Annotated in this window: 23 protein-coding genes and 1 pseudogene; 19 read left to right on the top strand and 5 right to left on the bottom strand. The window is 44.4% G+C overall.

Going from position 1 to position 24,190, the window contains the following annotated elements:
* Positions 1 to 223: 223 nt before the first annotated feature.
* The 4 genes from J2Z20_RS14465 to nadE all read left to right on the top strand — a co-directional run bounded on the left by J2Z20_RS14465 (position 224) and on the right by nadE (position 3,407).
* Positions 224 to 1,780, top strand: a complete 1,557-nt coding sequence (locus J2Z20_RS14465; RefSeq protein WP_209851780.1) for an ATP-binding protein — start codon at positions 224 to 226, stop codon at positions 1,778 to 1,780.
* A gap of 57 nt (positions 1,781 to 1,837) precedes the next feature.
* Positions 1,838 to 1,951, top strand: coding sequence for a spore protein (locus tag J2Z20_RS18380; protein WP_415640035.1), 114 nt, complete (start codon positions 1,838 to 1,840; stop codon positions 1,949 to 1,951).
* A 118-nt stretch (positions 1,952 to 2,069) separates the two neighbouring features.
* A complete protein-coding gene (locus tag J2Z20_RS14460) occupies positions 2,070 to 2,504 on the top strand; it encodes a BrxA/BrxB family bacilliredoxin (protein ID WP_209851778.1) in 435 nt (144 codons plus the stop codon).
* A gap of 93 nt (positions 2,505 to 2,597) precedes the next feature.
* The gene (gene nadE / locus J2Z20_RS14455) at positions 2,598 to 3,407 is read left to right on the top strand and encodes an ammonia-dependent NAD(+) synthetase (RefSeq protein ID WP_209851772.1); all 810 of its coding nucleotides are present in this window, start codon (positions 2,598 to 2,600) and stop codon (positions 3,405 to 3,407) included.
* Positions 3,408 to 3,471: 64 nt separating this feature from the next.
* On the opposite strand, the gene J2Z20_RS14450 is transcribed toward nadE, so the two are convergent.
* The gene (locus J2Z20_RS14450) at positions 3,472 to 4,368 is read right to left on the bottom strand and encodes an AraC family transcriptional regulator (RefSeq protein WP_209851764.1); all 897 of its coding nucleotides are present in this window, start codon (positions 4,366 to 4,368) and stop codon (positions 3,472 to 3,474) included.
* A 168-nt stretch (positions 4,369 to 4,536) separates the two neighbouring features.
* Between J2Z20_RS14450 and acpS the strand changes: the two genes are divergently transcribed.
* A complete protein-coding gene (acpS, locus tag J2Z20_RS14445) occupies positions 4,537 to 4,953 on the top strand; it encodes a holo-ACP synthase (RefSeq protein WP_209851761.1) in 417 nt (138 codons plus the stop codon).
* Positions 4,940 to 6,100, top strand: a complete 1,161-nt coding sequence (mutY, locus tag J2Z20_RS14440; protein ID WP_209851758.1) for an A/G-specific adenine glycosylase — start codon at positions 4,940 to 4,942, stop codon at positions 6,098 to 6,100. Before acpS ends, mutY begins: the two co-directional genes overlap by 14 nt.
* Before the next feature lie 69 nt (positions 6,101 to 6,169).
* On the opposite strand, the gene J2Z20_RS14435 is transcribed toward mutY, so the two are convergent.
* Positions 6,170 to 6,778, bottom strand: coding sequence for a superoxide dismutase (locus tag J2Z20_RS14435; protein WP_209851756.1), 609 nt, complete (start codon positions 6,776 to 6,778; stop codon positions 6,170 to 6,172).
* Positions 6,779 to 7,171: 393 nt separating this feature from the next.
* Here J2Z20_RS14435 and J2Z20_RS14430 point away from each other — a divergent pair, with 393 nt between their 5' ends.
* The 6 genes and pseudogenes from J2Z20_RS14430 (at position 7,172) to folE (ending at position 11,924) form a co-directional block, all read left to right on the top strand.
* The gene (locus J2Z20_RS14430; protein ID WP_209851753.1) at positions 7,172 to 7,594 is read left to right on the top strand and encodes a GNAT family N-acetyltransferase; all 423 of its coding nucleotides are present in this window, start codon (positions 7,172 to 7,174) and stop codon (positions 7,592 to 7,594) included.
* Between the two features lie 153 nt (positions 7,595 to 7,747).
* The gene (rnhA, locus tag J2Z20_RS14425) at positions 7,748 to 8,188 is read left to right on the top strand and encodes a ribonuclease HI (protein ID WP_209851750.1); all 441 of its coding nucleotides are present in this window, start codon (positions 7,748 to 7,750) and stop codon (positions 8,186 to 8,188) included.
* A 35-nt stretch (positions 8,189 to 8,223) separates the two neighbouring features.
* A pseudogene (gene queG / locus J2Z20_RS14420) lies at positions 8,224 to 9,908 on the top strand (tRNA epoxyqueuosine(34) reductase QueG).
* A gap of 38 nt (positions 9,909 to 9,946) precedes the next feature.
* Positions 9,947 to 10,984, top strand: coding sequence for an HD-GYP domain-containing protein (locus J2Z20_RS14410; protein ID WP_209851744.1), 1,038 nt, complete (start codon positions 9,947 to 9,949; stop codon positions 10,982 to 10,984).
* 94 nt (positions 10,985 to 11,078) lie between these two features.
* Positions 11,079 to 11,312 (top strand): YneF family protein, encoded by a 234-nt coding sequence (locus tag J2Z20_RS14405; protein ID WP_209851741.1) that lies wholly within the window; start codon positions 11,079 to 11,081, stop codon positions 11,310 to 11,312.
* Between the two features lie 24 nt (positions 11,313 to 11,336).
* The gene (gene folE / locus J2Z20_RS14400) at positions 11,337 to 11,924 is read left to right on the top strand and encodes a GTP cyclohydrolase I FolE (protein ID WP_209851738.1); all 588 of its coding nucleotides are present in this window, start codon (positions 11,337 to 11,339) and stop codon (positions 11,922 to 11,924) included.
* A gap of 68 nt (positions 11,925 to 11,992) precedes the next feature.
* Here the strand turns inward: folE and J2Z20_RS14395 are convergent, their stop codons facing one another.
* Positions 11,993 to 13,153 (bottom strand): Fe-Mn family superoxide dismutase, encoded by a 1,161-nt coding sequence (locus J2Z20_RS14395; RefSeq protein ID WP_209851735.1) that lies wholly within the window; start codon positions 13,151 to 13,153, stop codon positions 11,993 to 11,995.
* Between the two features lie 96 nt (positions 13,154 to 13,249).
* A complete protein-coding gene (locus J2Z20_RS14390) occupies positions 13,250 to 14,281 on the bottom strand; it encodes an alpha/beta hydrolase (RefSeq protein ID WP_209851732.1) in 1,032 nt (343 codons plus the stop codon).
* Positions 14,282 to 14,506: 225 nt separating this feature from the next.
* Between J2Z20_RS14390 and J2Z20_RS14385 the strand changes: the two genes are divergently transcribed.
* Positions 14,507 to 15,250 (top strand): IclR family transcriptional regulator, encoded by a 744-nt coding sequence (locus J2Z20_RS14385; protein WP_209851729.1) that lies wholly within the window; start codon positions 14,507 to 14,509, stop codon positions 15,248 to 15,250.
* A 78-nt stretch (positions 15,251 to 15,328) separates the two neighbouring features.
* On the opposite strand, the gene acnA is transcribed toward J2Z20_RS14385, so the two are convergent.
* Positions 15,329 to 18,040: an aconitate hydratase AcnA gene (acnA, locus tag J2Z20_RS14380; protein WP_209851726.1), complete on the bottom strand. Its 2,712-nt coding sequence runs from the start codon at positions 18,038 to 18,040 to the stop codon at positions 15,329 to 15,331.
* A gap of 283 nt (positions 18,041 to 18,323) precedes the next feature.
* Between acnA and J2Z20_RS14375 the strand changes: the two genes are divergently transcribed.
* The 6 genes from J2Z20_RS14375 (at position 18,324) to J2Z20_RS14350 (ending at position 24,168) form a co-directional block, all read left to right on the top strand.
* Complete coding sequence (locus J2Z20_RS14375; RefSeq protein WP_209851722.1) at positions 18,324 to 19,331, top strand: amidase domain-containing protein; 1,008 nt, start codon at positions 18,324 to 18,326, stop codon at positions 19,329 to 19,331.
* Positions 19,332 to 19,366: 35 nt separating this feature from the next.
* The gene (locus J2Z20_RS14370; protein WP_209851719.1) at positions 19,367 to 20,464 is read left to right on the top strand and encodes a D-alanine--D-alanine ligase; all 1,098 of its coding nucleotides are present in this window, start codon (positions 19,367 to 19,369) and stop codon (positions 20,462 to 20,464) included.
* A gap of 98 nt (positions 20,465 to 20,562) precedes the next feature.
* Positions 20,563 to 21,561, top strand: a complete 999-nt coding sequence (gene uvsE / locus J2Z20_RS14365; RefSeq protein ID WP_209851715.1) for a UV DNA damage repair endonuclease UvsE — start codon at positions 20,563 to 20,565, stop codon at positions 21,559 to 21,561.
* A gap of 82 nt (positions 21,562 to 21,643) precedes the next feature.
* Entirely contained in the window at positions 21,644 to 22,414 is a 771-nt protein-coding gene (fabI, locus tag J2Z20_RS14360; RefSeq protein WP_209851713.1) for an enoyl-ACP reductase FabI, read from the top strand.
* A gap of 18 nt (positions 22,415 to 22,432) precedes the next feature.
* Positions 22,433 to 23,257 carry a sulfite exporter TauE/SafE family protein gene (locus J2Z20_RS14355; RefSeq protein WP_209851710.1) on the top strand — a complete coding sequence of 275 codons (825 nt, stop codon included), beginning with the start codon at positions 22,433 to 22,435 and terminating at the stop codon, positions 23,255 to 23,257.
* Positions 23,258 to 23,304: 47 nt separating this feature from the next.
* Entirely contained in the window at positions 23,305 to 24,168 is an 864-nt protein-coding gene (locus J2Z20_RS14350; RefSeq protein ID WP_209851707.1) for an inositol monophosphatase family protein, read from the top strand.
* The last annotated feature ends 22 nt before the right edge of the window (positions 24,169 to 24,190 follow it).

Raw genomic sequence — 24,190 nt, 5'->3', positions numbered from 1 at the left:
ATATTGTAATTAATTACCTTATGTGTTTTAATCGAAATACATATCGAACAACGATTCGAACAGCTCAGTTAGGGGGGGACCTGCGATTATTCATTCCGCTGTTAAAGAAATATTACTGCAAGTACTCATAACAGCATCTTCTGTAGTATGTTTCTCTATAGTTATGGAAAGGTGGAATCGGTTAAGTCAGGGATCTAGTCATCATCTCAAGCAGAGCTTTCGAATGGTACTGTCCATTTGTTGCGGATTAAGCATACTGCTTTGTTTTTTGTTTTCCAGCAGTCTATTAGATTTTGTAACGATCAACCTAGGGTTGCTGCCGCTTTTTGTGGGCATATTGTACAGCAAGTACAGAAATGGCGTTTTGCTTGTCGTTTTCTATATTGTGCTCTATCTGTTATTTACGGACGACGTGAATCTTCCCAGCTTTTTGCTGGATACAGGGGTTCTCGTATATCCGCTTCTCTTTCTTTCTGTTACACACTTTAATAGAAAATGTCTCCTTATCAAATTACAAAAGATTTCAATTTATGTATTTATCGGCGCCTCTCTCTTGCTAGTTTCTCCCATTGTCGAGAGCAGGGCAGGCTGGACTATTTTCACGAGAGCAGACTCCGTGTTTTATTTAGTTGCTTATGTCGTGACAGGCTGCTTTATGATCTATCTTATTGAGATGACGCTTGAGAGAATTGAACTGCGCGAGCAGATTAGACGCATATCAGATAGTTATATTGTCGAAGTGGAGAAAATGCGCCAAATTACAGATCGAATTCCTTTTTGCATCACATCTATTGATCGCTTCGGACGAATTCAATCGGTAAATTTTCCGCTGCTGCAGTTTATTAGGGACAAGGGGAAGCTACAGGCGCTAGTTAAAGAGCAGTTGATAGGGCAAGAGTTGATTCGTGTATTGCAGATGGTGTTAACATCGATTCCGACAGGAATTGAAAAAGCGCTGGAAGGTACAGATACTGCCAATGAACTGGTATATGACGGTTCGCATACATATCTTATCAGTTCATATCCTTTGAAAAGTTACTCCGATGAAGTTACTGGAGCTGTTGTAATTGGCCAGGATATTACAGAGCTCGAACTATTGCGTTCTGAGCTTGGACATGCAGAAAGGCTTAGTTTAGTCGGACAAATGGCGGCTAGCATCACCCATGAAATTCGAAACCCTATGGCTGTAGTACGAGGGTTCATGCAGCTTATGCGTGAGAAGAGTCCAAGTTCCTTAGATCATTATTATAAAATCGTACTAGAAGAGCTTGACCGAGCCAACGGTATTATTAGTGACTTTTTGTCGCTTGCCCAAAATCGAATCGTGGAGAAGGAAGAATGTCATCTGCATGATATTATTCATGATTTAAGTCCGCTTCTATGGGCTGATGCGAATTTAAGAGGTCAAAGCATCGAACTCAAGCTTTCTGAGCATGTCCCAGACATGCAGCTCAATTCTAAAGAAATAAAGCAGCTTCTGCTCAATTTGTCGCGCAATGCGATGGAGGCGATGGAAGACAGAGGCGTGTTAACGATCGAGACGATCGCAGCTGCAGACAATGTGGAGCTTAGAGTCAGCGACACAGGTCCTGGAATTCCAAAGCCTGTGCAAGACAAGCTGTTCGAACCTTTCTACACGACAAAAGCGAAAGGGACAGGTCTTGGCTTGGCACTCTGTATTAGTATTGCGGAACGACATAACGGCACGATTGTGGTGGATTCGGAAGAGGGAAGAGGCACAACTTTTGCAGTCGTATTTAAGAACGCTCCTCATGGATAATTTGCCCTGTACGGAGTCATAATAGGTTAGATTGATTCCCGAAAGGAGGTGCCCTCCATGGATAATCGCTCCAAGGAGCAAGAACAGCAAGAACAGCAAAATAAAAATCGTCAAAACCAAACACAAGGGCAAAATAAAAAACTTACAGGACCTAACCGTCCTTCTACCTAATATCCGTGTGTCAGTTCCTTATTCGTTGCTTTCATTTCACATCACTTGAATGTATAATAAGAGGTAGATTAGTTACCTTTTGTAACATTCTAACGTTTGTAATAAGGAGTGAAAGTAAATGTCCATGTCTTTTGAACAATATATGAGAGATATGGTTCAACCGATGAGGGATGAACTGACAAATATCGGATTTAAGGAGCTTCGTACTCCTGAAGAAGTGGAAGCGAATCTTCCTAATGTGAAAGGAACAGCTCTAGTTGTTGTCAACTCCGTTTGCGGATGTGCGGCTGGCCTGGCAAGACCTGGTGTTGCCAAAGCTCTGCAGCATGATATCGTACCGGATCATCTATTTACGGTGTTTGCCGGACAAGATAAAGAAGCAACTGCGAAAGCACGTGAATATTTCGCTCCTTATCCGCCATCTTCACCTTCCATCGCTTTGATGAAAGACGGAGAACTCGTTCATTTCATTGAACGTCATCAAGTGGAGAACCGTTCAGCAGAAGAAATTGCTGCAGATTTAACTAGCGCTTTTGACCGTCTGTGCCGGTAAGAGGATATGACAGCATCGCCCCGCAGCTTCGGTAACCCGAGTAGTGGGGCTTTTTACTTGATTGATTCATACTATTAAGGCAGGTGTTTAGCAATGAGTTTACAAGAAGAGATCATTGCCCGTTTGGGTGTAAAACCGACAATTAATCCTGAGGAAGAAGTACGCAAACGTGTTGATTTTTTGAAAGAGTACATACGCAAATCAGGAACCAAAGGTCTGCTTATCGCCATTAGCGGCGGAATTGACAGTGCCGTGACAACAGGTCTCTGCAAGAAGGCAACAGATGAGTTAACGGAAGAAACAGGCGAAGAGTACATGACACTTGGTGTATTTCAGCCTTACGGGACGCAAGTCGATATCGAGGACAGCTATGCAGTAGCACGGGCGTTTCAGCTTAAATATACAGTAGAGACGAACATCGAAGATGCGGTGAACGAAGTGGTGCTTGAAGTTGAACAAGGCTTTAAGGACCTTGGAACGCCTCGCCATATAAGCTATCAAGGCAAAGGGAATGTGAAGGCGAGAATCCGCATGGTGACGCAGTATGCATTAGCTTTTGAACTAAAACTGCTTGTTGTCGGGACTGACCATGCTTCTGAAGCCATTACTGGGTTCTATACGAAGTGGGGTGACGGAGCTGTAGACATTACGCCGCTCAGTACGCTGAATAAGCGTCAAGTTCGTCAAATTGCCGCATACCTTGGTGTACCGCAAAGTGTGCTTGATAAAGCGCCGACGGCTGGTCTTTGGGAAGGGCAAACGGATGAGGGTGAGCTCGGTATTACTTATGACGAGAACAGTGACTATTTAGAAGGCAAAGAAATTCGTCCAGAAGCGAAGGAACGTCTGGAAAGCTATTATATGAGGTCCGAACATAAACGCAGCAGCATTCCAGGTATTTAATAGAATACTTAACAGCAAAGCCATCTTAGCAGGTTACGCTAAGATGGCTTTTTTGTGCTTTTGACTATTCCTTAACCTTGATCACAGGGATATAAATATCCATTTGCTGAGTATCGGGTCCAAGTGAACGGTGATCATACCATTCTAATTCAGGCGAGTGTGCATGTTCGTATCCTGAATGCGGGAACCATTCGGAGAAGATCGCATCCCATGTCTGATGAATGGAGGAGCTGAACTGCTCAGGGGCTGCCTTGGGCGTAGTGAAGACCGCATAAGTAGCAGCCGGCACTTCAATTTTCACAAGATCAGAGGATGTTTGGACGTGTTCATCTGCTTCGTAGCCAATAACATATTTGAACTTACCGTCATTCGTAAATTCGGTGCAAACGCCGAGCTCAACATGTTCATTTCTTTTGCCTGGGATGGTGCCAGCTAAATTATTCTTTAAATAATGTTGCCAAAATGCCGGAATATCTTCTCGATTTTTCCCATTCTCTACGGTTGATTCTACTGCATACCCGGTTACTTTCAATGGACCCAATTCGACGATTCTAGCTTCCATAATAATACCTCCAAAATTTTGATTTTGATATAGCATTAGTGCGTGAAGAGATGCTTTAGGAAACAGCTCTGGACATTGACCGCGCTTGCGGCATTCGGTAGGCATCATGCCGAATGTTTTTCGGAATGCGCGTGTAAATGTCTCATGTGATTGATACCCGTAATCAAAGGCGATATCAATCACTCTTTTATAAGAAGAGATCAAATCCTCAGCAGCACGGGAGAGGCGGCGCTTGCGCATGTAGCTCATGACAGGCTCGCCAACGAACTGCTGGAACATGCGGTGATAGTGATACTCTGAGTAAGAAGCAATTTTCGCTAAATCGGTTAACGATATGGATTCACTAAGATGATCCTCAATGTAATCGAGGGTTAGCTGAATACGCGCAATACTATTCATTCATTACCTCCAGACCGGTCTGTAGTTATTATTATATCGACTTCGATTCGGAAAATTTTGACGTTTCTTGCTCTCTTGCTATACATTTCATGCACTTATGAATGGCAATGTCCGTCATAGATTGTTACAATATGAACAGTATGTCTGAAAGAGGAGTAGGTGTACGGGATGATCTATGGTATCGGCCATGATGTGCTTGAGATTAAGCGAGTGGAACTATTAATGAACGGTCCGTACGGAGATAAATTTATGGAGCGTATATTAACAGGGGCAGAGCAGGAATTGGCTAAGCAAAGAGGCTCAAAAGTAGTGGAATTTCTAGCCGGCCGTTTCTCTGCCAAAGAAGCAGTAGCGAAAGCCTTTGGCTCTGGAATCGGTAAAATCATTGGCTTTAAAGATATTGAAATTTTACCTGATGATTCTGGAAAGCCGATTGTTAAGTTGTCAGAACACGCCTGGGAACGTCTTCGCTTGCCTGATGAACCTCAATATATTATTCATTTAAGCATTTCTCATCAGACGGAGCTTGCTTCCACATTTGTTGTTGTTGAGAAAAATGAAAGGAGAATCCATGCAAAAGAGTGAACAAAAACGATATTTTAGCAGTCATTTATTAGAATGGTACGAACAAAATAAACGGGATTTACCTTGGCGACGCCACCGAAATCCTTATTATATATGGGTGTCTGAAATTATGCTTCAACAAACACGTGTAGACACCGTCATCCCCTACTTTAACCGATTTATCGAACGTTTTCCAACCGTTGAATCTTTGGCTGACGCTCCTGAAGAGGATGTGCTCAAAAGTTGGGAAGGTCTCGGATATTATTCTCGGGCAAGAAATTTGCAGCATGCGGCAAAGCAAGTGAAAGAGCTGCACGGCGGTCAAATTCCGAATGATCGAGAGGCCGTATTTGCTTTAAAAGGAGTTGGGCCGTATACAGCGGGTGCGATTCTGAGCATTGCGTTTAATCGTTCTGAGCCGGCAGTGGATGGAAACGTGATGAGGGTGTTATCGCGATATTTTCTCATTGAAGAAGATATTATGAAAGGAAGCACACGCGCCCATATGGAAGACCTCGTAAGAGAGCTTATTCCTGAGGGCCGCGCTTCAGACTTTAATCAAGCTCTTATGGAGCTCGGAGCGCTCGTCTGCACGCCCAAGTCGCCTCATTGTCTTACTTGTCCAGTCATGGAGCATTGTGAAGGGCGGCTTGAAGGGAAAGAGGAGTCACTTCCGATGAAGACAAAGGCGAAGAAACCCAGACCCGAATATCGTCTCGCGGCTCTTATAGAGGGAGAAGGGGTGAATAAAGGTCGCGTCCTCATTCGTCAGCGGCCAAGCAGCGGCTTGCTTGCGCGGATGTGGGAATTGCCGCATGTGCTCGCATCTGCTTCGTCTCCAGATCAAGGAGCTGCGCTGCCGGAAGGTCCGGCCATGGACCGCTTAGCTGGGGCGCTCTCTGAGGAAGAAGGGTTATACGTAAGACCGATTATGCATTTCATGGATGCAGAGCATACGTTTAGTCATATTCATTGGAATATGCGAGTATTCAAGTCTAAGCTGCAAGACGCAGCAGCGGCCTTTGTCGCGGAGCAACGTACATCATATGATTCCAATCGAGAGGAAGATGAACGAGAATATCGCTGGATTCGTCAGGAAGATATGGAGGGGTACGCCTTTCCTAATGTATTTATTAAAATTTTGAACTCATACTTTGATTCCCATTAAAACAAGCTGACGCCTGATTCAACAGGCGCCAGCTTGTTTACTAAGCGGGAAAGTTGTATACTAGATAGCTTATTTCGCTGCTTCGTAACGTTTGCCCACTTCAGCCCAGTTTACTACATTCCAGAATGCAGCTATGTAGTCAGGACGTTTGTTTTGATATTTCAAGTAGTATGCATGCTCCCATACATCTAGACCAAGGATAGGAGTTTTGCCTTCCATGATTGGGCTGTCTTGGTTAGGAGTGCTTGTAATTGCAAGTTTGCCGTTATCTACAACGAGCCAAGCCCAGCCGCTTCCAAAACGAGTTGCAGCTGCTTTTGCGAAATCTTCTTTGAATTTATCGAATCCGCCAAGTTCATTGTCAATTGCTTGGGCCAAAGCGCCAGTAGGAGCACCGCCGCCATTAGGTCCGATAACTTCCCAGAACAAGCTGTGGTTATGATGTCCACCGCCGTTATTGCGAACAGCTGTACGAATGCTTTCTGGAACTGCATCAAGGTTGCCGATTAGTTCTTCCAAGCTTTTACCTTGCAGTTCAGGAGCGCTTTCTAGAGCTGCATTCAAGTTCGTTACATAAGTATTATGGTGACGATCATGGTGAATAATCATGGTTTGCTCGTCAATGTGAGGTTCAAGTGCATTTGCAGCGTAAGGTAGTGGTGGTAATTGAAATGCCATAGTTAAATTCCTCCTGATATTCATAATATCGAATCCATCCCGTCTAAAAACCTAGAAAATGGACCCGCTAAAAATATTAAACCTTAATTCTAGAAGTAAATCAACATTTATGTATAAAAAGTTCGCAAACCAGTTGTGAATCGTAAACGGGGTGTAACGGCTGATGAACATACATATAATTAACATTTTTGCTAAATATTATTCAACAAAAAATCACAATATATGTAAAATATCATTTTAATATAATGTAAACGCTTCAAATCAAGCGCTTTCATAAGAAAACAGGTGAATTCTCGAGATAAGTGTGGTTTAATTAACTATAAACAGTGTTATATTAACTTTTATTCTCGTAATAAGATTATGTTCTATGTAAATGAAAAGGGAGATTGAATTATGCATGTTCGTTCCTTTCAGTTAAGTGATGTCACTCAAGTGACAGAACTTTTACAAGTGGCTTTGTCGGAAGAATGTTATGAAAACACAATGAGACCATTCGCCAGACAACTTTCTTGGGATTCAGATCTCATTATCATCGCAGAGGATGAAGATGAGATTGTAGGCGTTCTGATCGGTACGATTGATCACAATTTTGGTTGTATTTATCGAATTGCTGTTCATCCTGATTATAGAAGGAAAGGTATCGGCAAGACGTTGGTCACTGCATTGGAACACAAATTCCAGAAACGCAATGTAAGCCAAATCTACATTGTAGGTGATGAACATAATCAGATGGCTATGCCGCTCTATGAAGCGATGGGATACGGGACCAACCGAATCTTAGCTGCTTTTCAAAAATTGAGCATCGTATCTATTTAATGTAACGAATCTCTATTAGATAGAAAGCGTATAGTCTTTATACAATATTTCTTATCGTTAGCATATCTTCTCAAACCATTGCAAATGGTGTGGAGATATGCTTTTCTATTATTATGTCATATTTAGAAAAGCGTAAAAATGGAGGAGCGAACGGTGAAACAAATTATGATATATACCGACGGTGCCTGCTCTGGGAACCCAGGACCTGGTGGATGGGGTGCAGTTCTTCTATTTGGAGAGCATCGGAAGGAACTGTCAGGTGGTGAACCGATGACGACGAACAATCGTATGGAAATTATGGCAGTTATTGGGGCGCTCAAACAACTAAAAGAGCCGTGCTCCGTGCAAGTATACAGCGATTCCGCTTATGTGGTGAACTGCTTCAAGCAAGGATGGATCTATAACTGGCTTAAGAACGGATGGCGTAACAGTAAAAATCAACCCGTAGAAAATCAGGAGCTGTGGCAAGAGTTGTGGCAGCTGATGCAAAAGCATAAAGTCGAGTATATCAAAGTAAAAGGTCATAGCGATAACGAACTTAACAACCATTGTGACTTTTTAGCAAGAGAAGCGATTAAACGGATAACGTCTTAACATATAAATCTACTGCAAGATTGGGGGTGAAGCAGATGGCGCAGTCATTTACAGCAAATGCAGATCAAGTGTCTGTGTGGGAGAAATTAAAACAAGACATTCAAGAAGCGGCGCCATCTTTAGGAATTGATCAGATTGGCTTTGCTTCGGCAGATCCGTTTACTTCATTAAAAGCAATCCTGCTCGAGCATCGGGCCAAAGGATATGAATCCGGATTTGAGGAGCCGGATATTGAGAAGCGGGTTCGTCCAGAGCTAACTTTGGCTGAACCTGCTTCTATTATTGCCATCGCCATTGCATATCCTTCGAAGATGAAGAACCCGCCGAAGTCAGAACCCGGTAATTACCGAGGGATTCTTGCGCGTTCCGCTTGGGGCAAAGATTATCATCATGTCCTTCGCGAAGCGATGGAACGTCTCGAGAATTTTATTCGTGAACGCGTACCTGATGCTCGGATTGAAAGCATGGTGGATACGGGGGCATTGTCAGACCGTGCGGTAGCCGAGAGGGCAGGTATTGGATTTGCAGGTAAAAATGGAATGATTATTTCACCAGAATGGGGTTCGTGGATTTATCTCGGCGAAATGATTACGAATATTCCTTTTCCGCCAGACTCTCCGGTAACAGAGAGTTGCGGCGATTGTACAATCTGCGTTAATGCTTGTCCGACAGGAGCGCTGATCGGAACGGGTGAGCTGAACGCACAGCGCTGCGTATCTTTTCTTACTCAGACCAAGGGACTTCTGGATGAGGAGTTTATGAAGGTCATTGGAAACAGATTGTACGGATGTGATACATGTCAAGTCGTCTGCCCGAAAAATAAAGGGAAGAACTGGACTCATCATGAGGAGCTTCAGCCGGATCCGGAAGTTGCGAAACCACTGCTGCTTCCTATACTGGATCTTAGCAATAAGGAGTTCAAGGAACGGTTCGGGGACAGCGCAGCAGCTTGGCGAGGAAAGAAACCAATCCAACGAAATGCAATAATTGCACTCGGGAACTTCAAAGATCAGGCTTCCGTGCCGAAATTAAAAGAAGTACTACTAAAAGATCCACGCCCTGAAATTCGAGGTACTGCAGCATGGGCTCTAAGCAGAATTGGAGGACCAGAAGCAGCAGAGGCAATTGAAATGGCGATCCAGCGTGAACAAGACAGTGAAGTGCTGGAGCGGCTGGAAAGAGCGAGAAATATACTGCGGGGTGACAGCCTAAAATGACCATTTGGTACGAAGAAATGGAAACTCCAATAGGCCTTTTAACAGTGTGCGCAACTAGTGTTGGCCTATGTCATATTGAGTTCGGCTCTTATGCGGACAATCTCCCTGTTCTTGAATTGTGGGCAAAGCGCTGGTTCAGAGAGGTGCATTTTATAAGATCTGCTGAACGACTAGAGAAAGTCATGGGCCAGCTTAATCAGTATTTTGCGGGCGAGCTTCTACACTTTGATATCCCTTTAGATATGCAAGGTACACCATTTCAGCTCAAAGTATGGGAGGCGCTAAGAACGATCCCTTACGGAGAAATTCGTTCTTATAAACAGCTTGCTGAAACGATTGGTAAGCCTAAGGCGGTGCGGGCAGTTGGAGGAGCCAACAATCGTAATCCGCTTCCGATCATCATTCCTTGTCACCGAGTAATCGGTGTTAATGGACAATTAGTAGGTTATGCTGGCGGGCTACAAGTCAAAGAAAAGTTGTTAGAGATAGAAGGCGTGAGATAAAAAGTAGAATTTAGGGTCTTGATGCGGAGGATGCACCAATGAGGTATGTAAACATTGAAAATGTAGAACCAGGGCAATATCTCGGTAAAACGGTTTATTCAAGCAACGGTACAGTTCTTTTATCATCAGGCGTTCAGCTGACCGTTTTTATGATCAACCAATTGAAGCGTATTGGCGTAACTATGCTGTACATTAAAGATCCTGATTTTGGAGACATAGAGATTGAAGAAGTTCTGAGTGATGCGACCAAGAAAACGGTTATTCGCGAGATGAGCGAGACACTTAAGGCGGTACGCTCAGGGAAAGAATGGAGTACGAAGAAGATCAGCGTTAGTGTTGATCAACTGCTTGAAGATGTACTTAGTAACAAAGAGCTGCTTATTCAGCTGACGGATATCCGTACAGGAGATAATGCTCAGTATGTTCATGCAATGAATGTATGCCTAATCGCTTCCATGATCGGAACGAATATGGGACTGAATTACTCCCAGCTGAAAGATCTTGCGATCGGTGCATTGCTGCATGATATCGGTAAGGTCAACCATTCAGAAGAGGAATCCGTTATTGCCGGTATCATTGCTGGTGTCAAAACGCATCATACTTGGCGCGGCTTTGAAATTCTCAAAGCGAAACGTGAATTTAATTTATTAATTGCTCACGTCGCTCTTCAGCATCATGAGCAAATTGACGGAAAGGGTATTCCCCGTGGATTATCTGAAGATGAAATCCATTTGTACGCCAAAATCGTCGCGGTAGCGAACACCTATGACAATTTGATTGGCTCTCTAGAGAACCCGGTGTTACCGCACGAGGCTTGCGAGAAAATAATGGCCATGTCTGAAATTGAACTGGACCATGATGTATTGTATCAATTCACAAGAATTATTTCCTTATATCCGAATGGTACTTCCGTGAGGCTTTCTACCAAAGAAATAGGGGTTGTCGTTCGTCAGCACCGCGGATTGCCAGGCCGCCCAGTCGTTCATATTGCCAGGGGTTCAGGTGATGACCTTGAAATTAAGGAAGTTGATCTAGCGAAAGAGACAACCGTCTTTATCGAGGCTGTGCTGGGTTAAAATACAATTTGCTGGCAGATTGATGAAATGCTATTATAATTCGTATGTATATTGATAAATAGAAAAACAATTGAATTATTGAGGTGGCAGAAGAATGAGTGTCGTAATTCCAATTATTACACTAATTGTAGGCTTAGTCGGGGGATTCTTTATCGGTGCTTTCTATCTGCGCAAGCAGCTTGAGAAGATGCAAAATGACCCGCAAATGCTGCAAAAAATGGCTAAACAAATGGGCTACAATTTGAACAGCAAACAAATGCAACGTGCTCAACAAATGATGAAAAATCAAAAAATGCCGGTTCCGGGCCAAAATCGTAAAAAGAAATGATGTAGTTAGGTAGGAGGAAGTGCTGTGGCGGGGGTCAATGACAATATTAATAAGACTGTCCAAAATAACCGTGCGAAAATTGAAGAACATATTCGGCAAATCTTAAGCTTGATCGGTGAAGATGTGGGGCGCGATGCGCTGAAGGATACGCCTGCTCGCGTCACGGATATGTTCGAAGAAATCTTTGCTGGCTATGAAGTCGATCCCCGTGAAGCGCTTGGCGAACCATTAGATGAAATACATAATGATTTGGTGATCGTTAAAGACATTGTCTATTACAGTCAGTGTGAACATCATATGGCTCCTTTCTTTGGCAAAGTGCATATCGGCTATATTCCGAGCGGTAAAATTGCTGGACTTGGCAAATTCGTTCGGTTAGTGGAAGCGGTAACTCGGCGTCTTCAAGTACAAGAACGTGTCACTTCACAAATTGCAGATGCTATTGAAGAGGTACTGCATCCAGAAGGCATTATGGTCGTTGTTGAAGGTGAACATCTATGTATGTGCGCCCGCGGAGTTAAGAAGCCGGGGAGCAAAGCAGTAACGTCTGCCGTACGCGGTTCATTCCGTACTGATGCTGCCCAAAGAGCTGAGTTTCTATCGTTAATATAAAATTAAAGCGTGAATAAGGGCCTTATTCCAACCGTTGGAGTAGGGCCCTTTTTTGCATTTTTGCATTATTAATAGGGGGTCCATTTTAATGTTTTAGCTTGCTGGTATCTAGATGCTGCATTCGGCCAGTAAACGACGTTCCACCAATCTTCAATATATTTTTTGCGGTTGTTCTGATGCTTTAAGTAGTATGCGTGTTCCCAGACGTCGAGCGGAAGGAGAGGGATGACATCCCACTGCGATAAATTCTGATGTTTCTCAGCCTGAAGAATTTCTAAATGTTGGCTGCGCGGACTCCATACGAGTATAGCCCAGCCGCCTCCTTCTACTTTTTCTGCTGCTTCGCTGAACTGCCTCTTGAATGCTTCGAAGCTTCCAAAGTCTTTAGTAATTTGTTCACTCAGCTCCCCAGTAGGTTTACCGCCGCCCTTCGGATTCATAATATCCCAAAAAATAGTGTGCAGATAATGTCCAGCTCCGTTGAATGCGAGCTCACGCGACCAATGCTTCACGAGATCGAAATTGCCTGTTTTACGTGCCTCTGCCAGCTTTTTCTCAGCATTGTTCAGCCCGTCGACATAGCTTTGGTGATGCTTATCATGATGAATCCGCATCGTTTGCTCATCAATGTACGGCTCGAGCGCGTTATATGGATAATTTAACGGCGGCAGCTGATGCTGACCGATTGGAACAGGACTGTTATGCACTTCGGGGTCTATATTCGCCTTTTCTTTTGGCAGTTTCAAATCCGATCTTGCCTCTAACGAAGGATTTGATGGCGCTCCTGAAATATTTTGAGCGATGGCGCCTGGTTGATTTAACCGTTCGAGCACATTTAGAAAATAATCGGATTCTCGTATGATATGAAGGATGACGGTCTTTGATAGTTCATTTTGTTTAATTGCTGCACTTTGGTCCATAAGTACATGCAAGTGCCGAATAAATTCTTGAGATTGGCGAAAAGAGGTTTGGAGAAGCTGCTCGATCTGTCTAAGCAGCGGATCTCCTGCCGAGTGAGGTGATTGCATAGCGGAATTCAGTAAATTTTGAGAGACCTGCTCGGTCTGAGTAAACACAATATGCCAACTGTCGAGCAGCTTAACATAATTCTGTTCAAGATTCGGTGCCATCGCCTTAATGACTTCTGTATGTTCTTTCTCTTGCTCTTTCCAGAATCTTATTTCCTCTAAAATACGCAGCGGTAATAGAGACCCGTAAATATACAACATAAAAAGATTAACCTCCCCCCTACAAACTGTTCATCTATATTATTTTATTCGGAGGAAGGGTTGGCCTATGAGTACAGAGCAAAAAAGCAGAATCCCTTAGATGGAATTCTGCTTTTGGCTTTCAAATAGTCTTACTTGGCTCAGAAATGTAGAGACGCGGCGCAAATATTGTTTAGGATGCTGACGGAAAATAAGCTCGTGCTTTCCGCCATTAACAATCCATTCACTAGAGAGAGGATTCGTCTGGTTCGCAGCAATTTTCTCTGCAATGTTATAAGGTGCCTTGTTATCATCCGTACCGTGAATGAATAGAATAGGGAAGTCGTAATGTTCATTTTTTACTTTATTGTAAGGAATCTGTTCGAGACTTGTTCCGTTCAGTACAGGGAATAACGTTTCTAGTATTTCGAGTGAAGGGTGACGCGGCAAATCGATTTGCTGCTTAATATTATGATAGAGAGTATCTGGTTCTAGTAGAAAAGTGCTGTCAAGAATCATAGCGTCAATATCCTTGCTAATGAGTCCAGCTTGCAGGGCTGTGCCAGCGCCCATGGAGAAGCCCCATACGACTATTTCTTTCGCTCCGCGCTGCTTTGCCACCTGGATCGCGCCGAGGAGCTGCTGAGCTTCAGTCTTGCCTCCTGTAGCTACGCCTTTACTGTCGTGGGATGCAAAACCATAGTCGAACATAATGACGTTGAAATTCAGCTTATGAGCAAAGTGGGCCAAATCATACATTGGCACCCATGTCTCCTCGCGATTAGCTCCGTACCCATGACTGAATACAATCGTTTTATCAGAATGTGCAGCGGGTATATACCAACCTTGCAGCATGCGGCTTCCATCGAGAGATGGGAAAGTAATATTGTCGTATTCCATCCCTTTGGCAAGCTTAGGATTGGAATATACGGGTGCAACGGTTGGGTTGGACAATACCCACGCAATATATGCATGAAGTGCAACAAAACAAAATATAACGAAGAAAATAAGAGAGAAAAGCAGTGCGATCATCACATGCTTCCACTTGATTATACCAGTAGATCGTGTAGAGGGAGTCTGCGTAACATCAGAAGGCAATGATGGCAGTGACGGCAGTGACGGTAATGTGACCTGGTTCTGGGTTATCATATCTTCTGCCTCCTATTCTCGCAGTCAAAAAATGTCGTAAAAATACATATCTTTCTTATAATCGTATGCACGCCTAGTACTTTAGTCAATGATTCTAGGACATTTGTAATGCGATTGTAATAGGATTGTAATGTAGAATATGGCATGCTTTACTCGCATAACATATTTCGTTATAATTTATGTAACTAAGTTTCATGTGATGAAACATGAAAGGAGCGATTGTTCATGGAAGACCGTAAATTAACGGTTCGTGCGGTGGAGCGAGCGCTTGATATTTTAATGTGTTTTACGAAAAATACAGATTTGAGCTTAACAGAAATTGCGGCACAAATTGATTTACATAAAAGTACAGTTCATCGATTGCTGAACACTTTAGAAGAACGAGGGTTCGTTATTCGTAATCATGCAACCGAGAAATATCGTCTTGGCATAAAAATATGGGAGCTTTCAAATCATTTGTCGCAAGACGACGATCCCGCTGTTCTCCTTCTTCCTGAAATGGAACGTCTTCGTGATCAGCTAGGAGAGACGGTAAGTCTCTATCTTCGAGATGGCAACGAAAGAATTCGCATTCAAGCTGTGCAAAGCAACCAGCCTATTCGCCGGGTTGCGCCAGTCGGAGCACGTCTTCCATTAACGGTAGGGGCATCGAGTAAAGTGCTCGTAGCCTTTGCGGAACCGGCAGATCAACAAGCGATACTTGACAGCCTGGAATGGTCTTCTGTCATTACGAGAGAAGAGTATATGAAACAGTTAGAACAAATTCGTGAAAACGGGTACGCAACGAGCTATGAGGAACGCGAACCAGGAGCGGCAGCGGTAGCTGCACCGATCTTTGACCGCACAGGTAAAGTAGCGGCTGCCTTATCGGTGTCGGGGCCTGTGAGCAGGTTGTCAGTAGATACGCTGCACCAATTCGCGCCAGTTCTGATTGAATCGGCGAAAGCGATGGGAATTATGATGAAATAGGTCAACAAGAACAAAAAAAGCCCTAGGGCATTAGGTTCATGAGAGAGAACCTATGTCCTAGGGCTTTTCATTAATAAATTAGTTGCTAGCGATCATTTGACGAAGTACCGTTTGCAGAATACCGCCGTTATGATAGTAATCTACATCTACCATACTGTCCAAACGAACGGTAACAGGGAATTCGAACGTTGTACCGTCTTCGCGAGTTACTTTAACGGAGAGAGTCTGACCTGGTTTAATATTGTTGCTTAGGCCGACAATGTCAATCGTTTCACGTCCAGTAAGGTTAAGTGATTTCCAATTTTGACCTGCTTGGAATTGAAGTGGAAGTACACCCATACCTACAAGGTTGCTGCGGTGAATCCGTTCAAAGCTTTCTGCAATGACAGCTTTGACGCCGAGGAGATACGTTCCTTTGGCTGCCCAGTCGCGGGAGCTTCCTGTACCGTACTCTTTACCTGCAATGACTACCAAATTACGACCTTGATCTTGATATTTCATAGAAGCGTCGTAAATGGACATCACTTCACCTGTTGGCAGATATGTGGTTACGCCGCCTTCTGTTCCTGGCGCTACTTGGTTGCGGATCCGGATGTTCGCAAATGTACCGCGCATCATCACTTCGTGATTACCGCGGCGGGAGCCGTAAGAGTTGAAATCTTTACGCTCAACGCCGTGCTCTTTCAAGTACAATCCAGCAGGGCTCGTTGGCGAAATGCTGCCAGCTGGCGAGATATGGTCAGTTGTAACAGAATCGCCGAGCAGTGCAAGGACATTCGCTTTACGAATATCTTCAATATCGTCTAGTCCATCACCAAGGTTGGCGAAGAACGGAGGATTTTGAATATATGTTGATTTCGGATCCCATTCATACAATTCGCCTTCTGGCACGTCAATCGCATTCCAGCGTGGATTCGCCGTGAACACATTTTCATATTTGCTGCGGAACATTTCTGGAGTGATGGACTTAGCAATCGCTTCTTTAATCTCCGCAGAAGTAGGCCAGATGTCTTTCAAGTAGACAGGCTCATTGTTCTGATCGTAACCGATTGGATCTTTTTGCAAGTCGATATTCACGGTTCCAGCCAGTGCGTAAGCGACAACTAACGGCGGAGAAGCCAGGTAGTTTGCTTTCACTTGAGCATGGACACGTCCTTCGAAGTTACGGTTACCAGACAGAACAGCTGCAACGGTCAAATCATTGTCAGTGATCGCTTTGCTCACTTCGTCTGGAAGAGGACCGGAGTTACCGATACAAGTCGCACATCCATAGCCAGCAACGTGGAATCCGAGCGCTTCAAGCGGCTCGATCAGACCAGCTTTTTGCAAATATTCCGTAACGACGAGCGATCCTGGTGTTAAGCTGCTCTTCACATAGCCTGGTTTAGTTAGACCGCGTTCTACAGCTTTCTTAGCAAGTAAGCCTGCGCCAACCATAACGCTTGGGTTAGACGTATTCGTACAACTTGTAATTGCGGCAATCACGACTGCACCTGCGCTAAGTTCACTTACTGAACCATCAGGATGTGTAACAGGCACTTTTTGCTCGATCTTCTCTTCAGTCAGACCGTATCCGCCTTTATCGATAGGGGTACGAATAATTTTGTTGAAGTTATCTTTTACTTGAGTAAGCTCAATACGGTCTTGCGGACGTTTAGGACCAGCTAAGCTTGGTACTACAGAAGCAAGATCGAGCTCGATAATATCTGTAAACTGAGGGTCTGCGGTCTCATTCGTACGGAACATACCTTGTGCTTTGTAGTATTCTTCTACAAGCTTGATTTGCTCTTCTGGACGACCTGTACTGCGCAGATAGTTCAGTGTCTCGTTATCGACAGGGAAGAAGCCGATTGTTGCGCCGTATTCTGGAGCCATGTTAGCTACCGTTGCACGGTCAGCAAGGCTGATGTTAGCAAGACCTGGACCGAAGAACTCAACGAATTTACCGACAACGCCTTTTTTACGAAGGATTTCTGTGACAGTAAGCGCAAGGTCCGTTGCAGTTGCGCCTTCACCGAGACTTCCTGTCAGCTTGAAGCCGATGACTTCAGGAGTGACAAAGTAGAGAGGTTGACCGAGCATGCCTGCTTCTGCTTCGATACCGCCTACGCCCCAACCGACAACGCCAAGGCCGTTGATCATCGTTGTATGAGAGTCCGTACCAACGAGGGAGTCAGGATAAACAAAAGTTTCGCCGTTTACAGATTTCGTAGCAGCGACGGAAGCCAAATATTCCAAGTTCACTTGGTGAACGATACCCGTTGCGGGAGGGACTGCACGGAAGTTGTTAAAAGCCGTTTGTGCCCAGCGAAGGAAGCGGTACCGCTCTTCATTGCGTTCAAATTCAACTTTCATATTATATTCAAGAGCATCTTTGGAACCGAAAGCATCGACCATAACAGAGTGGTCAATAACAAGGTCAACTGGAACAAGCGGATTAATTTGTTTTGGATCGCCGCCTGCTTTTTTCACCGTATCCCGCATTGCTGCGAGGTCGACAACAACAGGAACGCCTGTGAAGTCTTGAAGCACAATACGCGCTGGGATGAACGGAATTTCTTTGTCCTCTCTTTGCACGTTCCATGTTGCCAGTTGTTTGACATGTTCTTCCGTAATCGCTCTGCCATCAAATTGGCGAACAGCAGCTTCGAGTAGCACTCTAATAGAGAAAGGCAGTTTGGAGATTTGACCCAAACCTTGCTCTTCAAGCGCTTGCAAACTGTAATAGCGATAATTTTTGCCCCCAACTTGAAGGCTGCGGGCGATAGAAAAATGATCTTTTCCTGACATGACATATACCTCCCTTGATTGTACCCTTCCAATACCTCTTCATTTCACTGTTCAGCAACCACCAATTTCACTAGATGAAACTCAATTTCATAATTACTTATCGATTTCAGTATACCTTCAATCTAGCAGGGAGTAAAGATGTTTTTGCGGAAAAGGGCGGTAAATAATTTGTGACGGTTGGCTATAAATCAATGTCTACAAGTCATATATTGATTATAAATTGGACTGAATGTGTGCTTGTGCGAATGAATCATTTTAGAACTGAAATAAGAGGAGGACTAGCATGGAGCGAGATTGGAAAAATACGTTGTTCCTATATGTCAATCAATATAATCAGAGTGAAATTGATTTTCAGAAGCAGACCGAGATGAACATCGTCACTGATTTAAACTATTTGATGCAAAAGAGTGAACGGACACGCAGGCTTAACGTATGGTATAAAGAGCGGGGAGCGGTGCCGCTAAGGAGCGAGACACGTGCAAGAGTGCTCCGTTCGTTAGAGCAAAGGGATGGAGAAGTGATCGCAGATTTGCAGCTGCACAGTCATATTTTCTATGAGAAGGGCGGAATGACGCATCATGAGGAACAGATTAGGAAAGAACGGTTAACCCTAATTCGAGATGGAAATACATGGATTGTGGCGAAGGTCGAGCATATTGTTCCTGAGAAAAATCCAATTTATGATCAGGCTCCTAAGGAGTCTAATAGCGCCTATCTATCTCAGAAAGCAGAATCGTTACCTTTCTTGAACCAAGATATCCTTCGCTATCATACGAATAGAAATCCTAAGCAATATAGACGAGAAGAGGCGGTATCTTACGCAAATAGGTGGTGGAATTCTTCTAATCCCGAATTTATTGCTTTTGAAGTCGATTGCACGAGCTATATTTCCCAATGCCTCTTTGCAGGCGGCGCTCCAATAAACTATACTGGTAGAAGAGATTCGGGCTGGTGGTATAAGGGCTATATCGGTAAACAGGAAGCCTGGAGCTATAGCTGGGCTGTATCGAACAGCTTGCTTCACTATCTTACATCGAGTAAATGGGGCTTACGCGCAGATGAAGCAGAGCGAGCAGAGCAGCTCAGTCCTGGTGACGTCATCATTTACGATTGGGATGGGAACGGAGTGTACCAACACAGCACGGTGGTAACGGCTTTAGATGCCGGCGGGATGCCGCTTGTTAATGCGCATACGGTTAGCAGCCGCAGCCGCTATTGGGATTATCGTGATTCATATGCATGGACGGAATCGACGAAATACCGTTTCTTGCGTATTGTCGATCAGTTTTGATGTCCCGACAAATAGAAGAAAGAGAGAGGTTATTCATGGGTAAGGACAAAATGACCGTTGGACTCGTTTACGGCGGTAAATCAGGAGAACACGAAGTATCGCTGCAGACGGCGTTTGCGGTAATGAATGCTTTTGACTTCAATAAATATGAACTGTTGCCTTTCTATATAACGAAGCAAGGCCATTGGAAAGTCGGCCAGAAGCTGTCGGCGCCATTTACTTCTCAAGAGCAGCTTCTCCTGCAAGAGAACTCTGGTGATACAGCGGAAGCGATGAGCATTCTTTTTAGCAGACTTACATCAGAAGACAGTGACCTGGACGTCGTATTTCCGCTTCTGCACGGAACTTATGGAGAAGACGGCACGATCCAAGGCTTGTTCGAAATGGCGAATATCCCTTACGTAGGTGCAGGCGTGCTTGCTTCCTCAGCGGGAATGGATAAAGTAATCATGAAGAAATTGTTCGCAGAAGCAGGATTGCTGCAGTGTAAATATCAGTACTTTAACGTCAGCCAGTGGGAGCGCGAGTCTGATGAGCTTATCCACCAAATTGAACAAAATTTAGGTTATCCTTGCTTTGTGAAGCCAGCTAACCTAGGCTCCAGTGTAGGGATTTCCAAAGCAGGTAATCGTCAAGAGCTTGAACAAGCGATTGGGTTCGCGTTCCGCTTTGATTTGAAAGTAATCGTAGAAGAAAATGTCGATGCTCGCGAAGTGGAAGTAGGGGTGCTCGGCAATGAATTGCCGATGGCTTCCGTACCTGGTGAAATCGTAACTTCCAGCGAATATTACGATTATCAAGCTAAATATATTGATGGTAAATCTCAAATGATCATTCCGGCTATGATCGATCCGGACCTGGCAGATCGCCTTCGTGAATACGCAGTTCAAGCGTTCAAAGCGATTGAAGGTAGCGGACTGTGCCGGGCTGACTTTTTCGTTAGACGTGATGATGGGAAAATTCTTATTAATGAAGTGAATACGATGCCTGGTTTCACTCCGTACAGTATGTATCCGCTGCTGTGGCGAGAGACAGGCGTATCGTATGCAGAGCTTCTCGATCGTCTCATTGGCCTTGCTCTAGATCGTTTTGAAAAGCGTCAAAAGTTAGAATATGCGAACACAGATGTGTAAATGTGCTCGAATGTGCAGATGATGAGGAGAGAGAGATCTCTCCTTTTTTCATGAGTAAAAATGGATGAAGCCTCGAACCTATGTAGGAGGAACATCTGATGATTGTCCGTTTTGGTTATGTAGCGATGTCGATGGAAGTAAAGAACGCTTCACCATCGAAAACGATGACTTTGACTCATTTCAACAAACTGAATGATCGAGAAGCGGGAATAAGACGTTTGGAACGTATTGCTGCAGAGAACTTGCATAATACGCTTCGCCTGCTGAAATACAACCGTGCGAATGATATTCATGTGTACCGTTTTTCTTCGAAATTAATTCCGCTTGCAACCCATGAACAGCTGCGTGATTGGAATCCTTTTCCCGCACTGGCCGAAGATTTTGCAGCGGTAGGTGAATATGTGAGGAATCATGGGATGCGTGTATCTTTTCATCCGGATCATTTCACCGTATTAAGTACACCGAGAGAGGACGTACTGCAGTCTTCTATAAGGGATTTGGAACATCATGTGAAAATGCTGGATGCCATGGGGCTGGATGCGAGAGCGAAGAATAACATACATATTGGCGGCGCTTATGGGGATAAGCGGTCGGCTGCAGAACGATTTCAGCATAATTTCTATTCGCTAAATGACCGTATTAAAGAACGGATGACTTTAGAAAACGATGATAAAACATTCAATGCGCTTGAAACATTAACCGTTTGTGAAAATTTAGGTCTGCCTATGGTGCTGGACATTCATCATCAATGGGTGAACAATGAGGGCGAAGAAGCGTGGGAGCTATGGCCGCGCATACTGAAAACGTGGCAGTCCCCCTTCGCACAAGCGGATGCACCTGCATCAGACCCCTTACCCCCTAAAATTCACGTGTCTAGCCCAAAGAATGATAAGGATGTGCGCAGTCACGCTGATGGGGTTGATGTAGAGCCTGTGCTTTCCTTCTTTAGAGCCATTGCGCCGAGCACACTGCGTCTAGATGTGATGATTGAAGCCAAGATGAAAGATGTTGCCCTTTTTGGACTGATGAACGATTTAGCTAAATATGCAAATGAAGGGGTAACTGTAATTGATCAAGCAACGGTCGAAATAAAATAAACCTTGCTGCCCTTGAAATCACAAGTGAAATAAGGTACGTTGGACACAAGTAGTTTTCCCAAATAAAAGGAGGATTTTTTAAATGGGTGATTTATTAGCTGGTAAAAATTATGTAGTCATGGGTGTAGCGAACGAACGCAGCATCGCATGGGCAATTGCTCAAAGCTTGGCGGCTCAAGGAGCTAGACTTGCTTTTACGTATGAAAATGAACGGGTTGAAGGACGAGTACGCAAATTAGCGGATACGATTCCCGGCTCTCTCGTACTTCCTTGTAATGTAACGATCGATGAAGATATTGAAGCACTAGCAAGTAAGCTTCGCGAAGAGTTTGGTGTTCTGCACGGACTCGCTCACTGTATTGCTTATGCTAAGGGAGAAGACTTGTCTGGATTATTCGTAGATACTTCTCGTGATGGCTTTGCACTAGCGGGTGATATTAGCGCTTATTCCCTTGTTGCTGTTGCACAGCGTCTATATCCGTTAATGACGGAAGGCGGCAGCATTGTTACGATGACATATATGGGCTCGGAAAAAGTGATGCGCAATTACAACGTGATGGGGGTAGCGAAGGCAGCGCTCGAAGCTTCTGTTCGTTATTTAGCAGCGGATCTTGGTCCTCATAATATTCGCGTGAATGCCATTTCGGCAGGACCAATCCGAACACTTGCGGCAAAAGGAATTAGTGACTTCAACTCCATCCTTAAAGTCGTGGAAGAGAAAGCGCCGCTGCGCCGCGGAACAGATACAGCTGAAGTCGGCGATACAGCTATGTTCTTAATGAGTCATTTGTCCAGAGGTATTACTGGGGAGGTTATTTACGTAGACGGCGGGTATCATATCGTGGGCGCGTAACCCGCGTAAAATGGAATGATGATTACATCAATACTTGTACTTATTGCTATTGGTCTTGTGGCTTCAACGTTTGGAGCCATTGTCGGACTTGGCGGCGGTATTATTATCGTTCCGTCACTGGTCTATTTAGGACCTTTATTGCTGGATGCAAATATTTCTACATCACGTGCAGTCGGAACTTCCCTCACCGTGCTCATTTTTACAGCTCTTTCGTCGACACTATCGTTTATGAAGAAGAAGCGGGTCGATTTTAAGACTGGATGGCTGCTGTTTATAACAAGCGGACCTGCTTCCATGATTGGAGCGGCACTTACTTCGCATATGAAGAGCAGCTCATTTGAAATCATATTCGGTATATTTATGTTTCTTATGGCACTATTGATGATCCTGCGAGATAAGCTTAAGCCGGCAAAAATCAATTGGAAAATTAAGCGTACATTTACGGATGAGCAAGGGCAGCAAATGACATATGGATACAATTTATTGCCTGCGCTGTTGATCGGATTTTTTGTCGGCCTAGTTTCCGGGTTGTTCGGTATTGGAGGCGGGTCGTTATTTGTGCCGCTGATGGTACTATTATTTAGATTTCCGCCTCACGTAGCAACGGCAACATCGATGTTCGTTATTTTCCTTTCATCCATACTTGGCAGTTCAATCCATGGGTTTGAAGGTGACGTCGACGGGTACCTTGTCCTTGTGCTTGCTCCGTCGGCATGGATTGGCGGCAAGCTTGGAGCGATGATCGCTTCTCGGATGAGCGGTAAAGGTCTTCTCTGGCTCCTTCGCATTACGTTGGTCCTGTTCTCTATTAACATGATTATTAGCGGAGTAAGAAGTATGTAACTCTTTGATGAACTTAGAAGATTGAAATAGAAAGTTGAGTGAGTGTCTTGAATCCAGAGAATAAAGTGCCTTATGTTGTGAGCGGTAAAAGTTTCACAGCAGTAGCCATTAATTGCGCAGCCAAAGCGGGTGAATGGATTAAGAGTAAATTGGGAATGTATAAGGAACTGAATACCAAGTATTCACCACATGATCTAGTAACAGAAGTGGATAAAGGAGCGGAGCAAATGATCCGCAAATTAATCCATACCCACTTTCCTGATCATGCCTTTTTAGGAGAGGAAGGGGTAGAGCCGGGTCCTGCGGCTTCAGCTGAGGCGGTAGAAAGCGTCAAGGATGCAGAGTACGTATGGATTGTTGATCCTATTGATGGTACGACCAACTTCGTACATGGATTCCCTTTTTACTCTGTATCGATTGCTCTAGCTCATCACGGTGAAGTTATTGTCGGTGTCATATACGACCCGTCACGCGATGAGCTGTTCGTAGCCGAGAAGGGGAAAGGGGCCTATGTACACGGTAAACGTATGTCTGTTTCACATGAAACTTCGCTTGCAGACAGTTTAGTCGGAACAGGGCTGCCAGCTGATCGTGATTTTGCGCTACCGCTCAATCTAATGAGTATTCAGGCTGTTGCACCGCATGTCCGCAATATTCGTACGGCAGGGTCCGCAGCACTTCATATGGCTTATGTCGCAGCCGGCAGGCTGAGCGGATTCTGGGAAATTGGACTTAATGCATGGGATCTAGCAGCAGGCTCTCTGCTCATTACTGAATCAGGCGGAACGCTTACAGATATTCATGGAAATCCGTATCATTTAGCAGTTCGTCATCCTGTTGCGAGCAATGGCCGAATCCACAATGAACTGCTTGCAACGTTGAAAGCATCAGGTGCGGCCCAAAGTGTATAAGAAGTAGTTATGCGTTTGGAAA

Source organism: Paenibacillus sediminis, assembly GCF_017873765.1.
In the GTDB taxonomy this organism is placed as follows: domain Bacteria; phylum Bacillota; class Bacilli; order Paenibacillales; family Paenibacillaceae; genus Paenibacillus_AG; species Paenibacillus_AG sediminis.
The sequence above is the reverse complement of the archived record's forward strand: the minus strand, read 5'-3'. Positions and strand labels throughout refer to the sequence as shown.

What these genes read in the sequence shown, in the direction of transcription:
- J2Z20_RS14465 (WP_209851780.1), top strand. Translation starts at nt 224, where the DNA reads ATGGTACTGTCCATTTGTTGCGGATTAAGCATACTGCTTTGTTTTTTG.
- J2Z20_RS18380 (WP_415640035.1), top strand. Translation starts at nt 1,838, where the DNA reads ATGGATAATCGCTCCAAGGAGCAAGAACAGCAAGAACAGCAAAATAAA.
- J2Z20_RS14460 (WP_209851778.1), top strand. Translation starts at nt 2,070, where the DNA reads ATGTCCATGTCTTTTGAACAATATATGAGAGATATGGTTCAACCGATG.
- nadE (WP_209851772.1), top strand. Translation starts at nt 2,598, where the DNA reads ATGAGTTTACAAGAAGAGATCATTGCCCGTTTGGGTGTAAAACCGACA.
- J2Z20_RS14450 (WP_209851764.1), bottom strand. Translation starts at nt 4,368, where the DNA reads ATGAATAGTATTGCGCGTATTCAGCTAACCCTCGATTACATTGAGGAT.
- acpS (WP_209851761.1), top strand. Translation starts at nt 4,537, where the DNA reads ATGATCTATGGTATCGGCCATGATGTGCTTGAGATTAAGCGAGTGGAA.
- mutY (WP_209851758.1), top strand. Translation starts at nt 4,940, where the DNA reads ATGCAAAAGAGTGAACAAAAACGATATTTTAGCAGTCATTTATTAGAA.
- J2Z20_RS14435 (WP_209851756.1), bottom strand. Translation starts at nt 6,778, where the DNA reads ATGGCATTTCAATTACCACCACTACCTTACGCTGCAAATGCACTTGAA.
- J2Z20_RS14430 (WP_209851753.1), top strand. Translation starts at nt 7,172, where the DNA reads ATGCATGTTCGTTCCTTTCAGTTAAGTGATGTCACTCAAGTGACAGAA.
- J2Z20_RS14410 (WP_209851744.1), top strand. Translation starts at nt 9,947, where the DNA reads ATGAGGTATGTAAACATTGAAAATGTAGAACCAGGGCAATATCTCGGT.
- J2Z20_RS14405 (WP_209851741.1), top strand. Translation starts at nt 11,079, where the DNA reads ATGAGTGTCGTAATTCCAATTATTACACTAATTGTAGGCTTAGTCGGG.
- J2Z20_RS14395 (WP_209851735.1), bottom strand. Translation starts at nt 13,153, where the DNA reads ATGTTGTATATTTACGGGTCTCTATTACCGCTGCGTATTTTAGAGGAA.
- J2Z20_RS14390 (WP_209851732.1), bottom strand. Translation starts at nt 14,281, where the DNA reads ATGATAACCCAGAACCAGGTCACATTACCGTCACTGCCGTCACTGCCA.
- J2Z20_RS14385 (WP_209851729.1), top strand. Translation starts at nt 14,507, where the DNA reads ATGGAAGACCGTAAATTAACGGTTCGTGCGGTGGAGCGAGCGCTTGAT.
- acnA (WP_209851726.1), bottom strand. Translation starts at nt 18,040, where the DNA reads ATGTCAGGAAAAGATCATTTTTCTATCGCCCGCAGCCTTCAAGTTGGG.
- J2Z20_RS14375 (WP_209851722.1), top strand. Translation starts at nt 18,324, where the DNA reads ATGGAGCGAGATTGGAAAAATACGTTGTTCCTATATGTCAATCAATAT.
- J2Z20_RS14370 (WP_209851719.1), top strand. Translation starts at nt 19,367, where the DNA reads ATGGGTAAGGACAAAATGACCGTTGGACTCGTTTACGGCGGTAAATCA.
- uvsE (WP_209851715.1), top strand. Translation starts at nt 20,563, where the DNA reads ATGATTGTCCGTTTTGGTTATGTAGCGATGTCGATGGAAGTAAAGAAC.
- fabI (WP_209851713.1), top strand. Translation starts at nt 21,644, where the DNA reads ATGGGTGATTTATTAGCTGGTAAAAATTATGTAGTCATGGGTGTAGCG.
- J2Z20_RS14355 (WP_209851710.1), top strand. Translation starts at nt 22,433, where the DNA reads ATGATTACATCAATACTTGTACTTATTGCTATTGGTCTTGTGGCTTCA.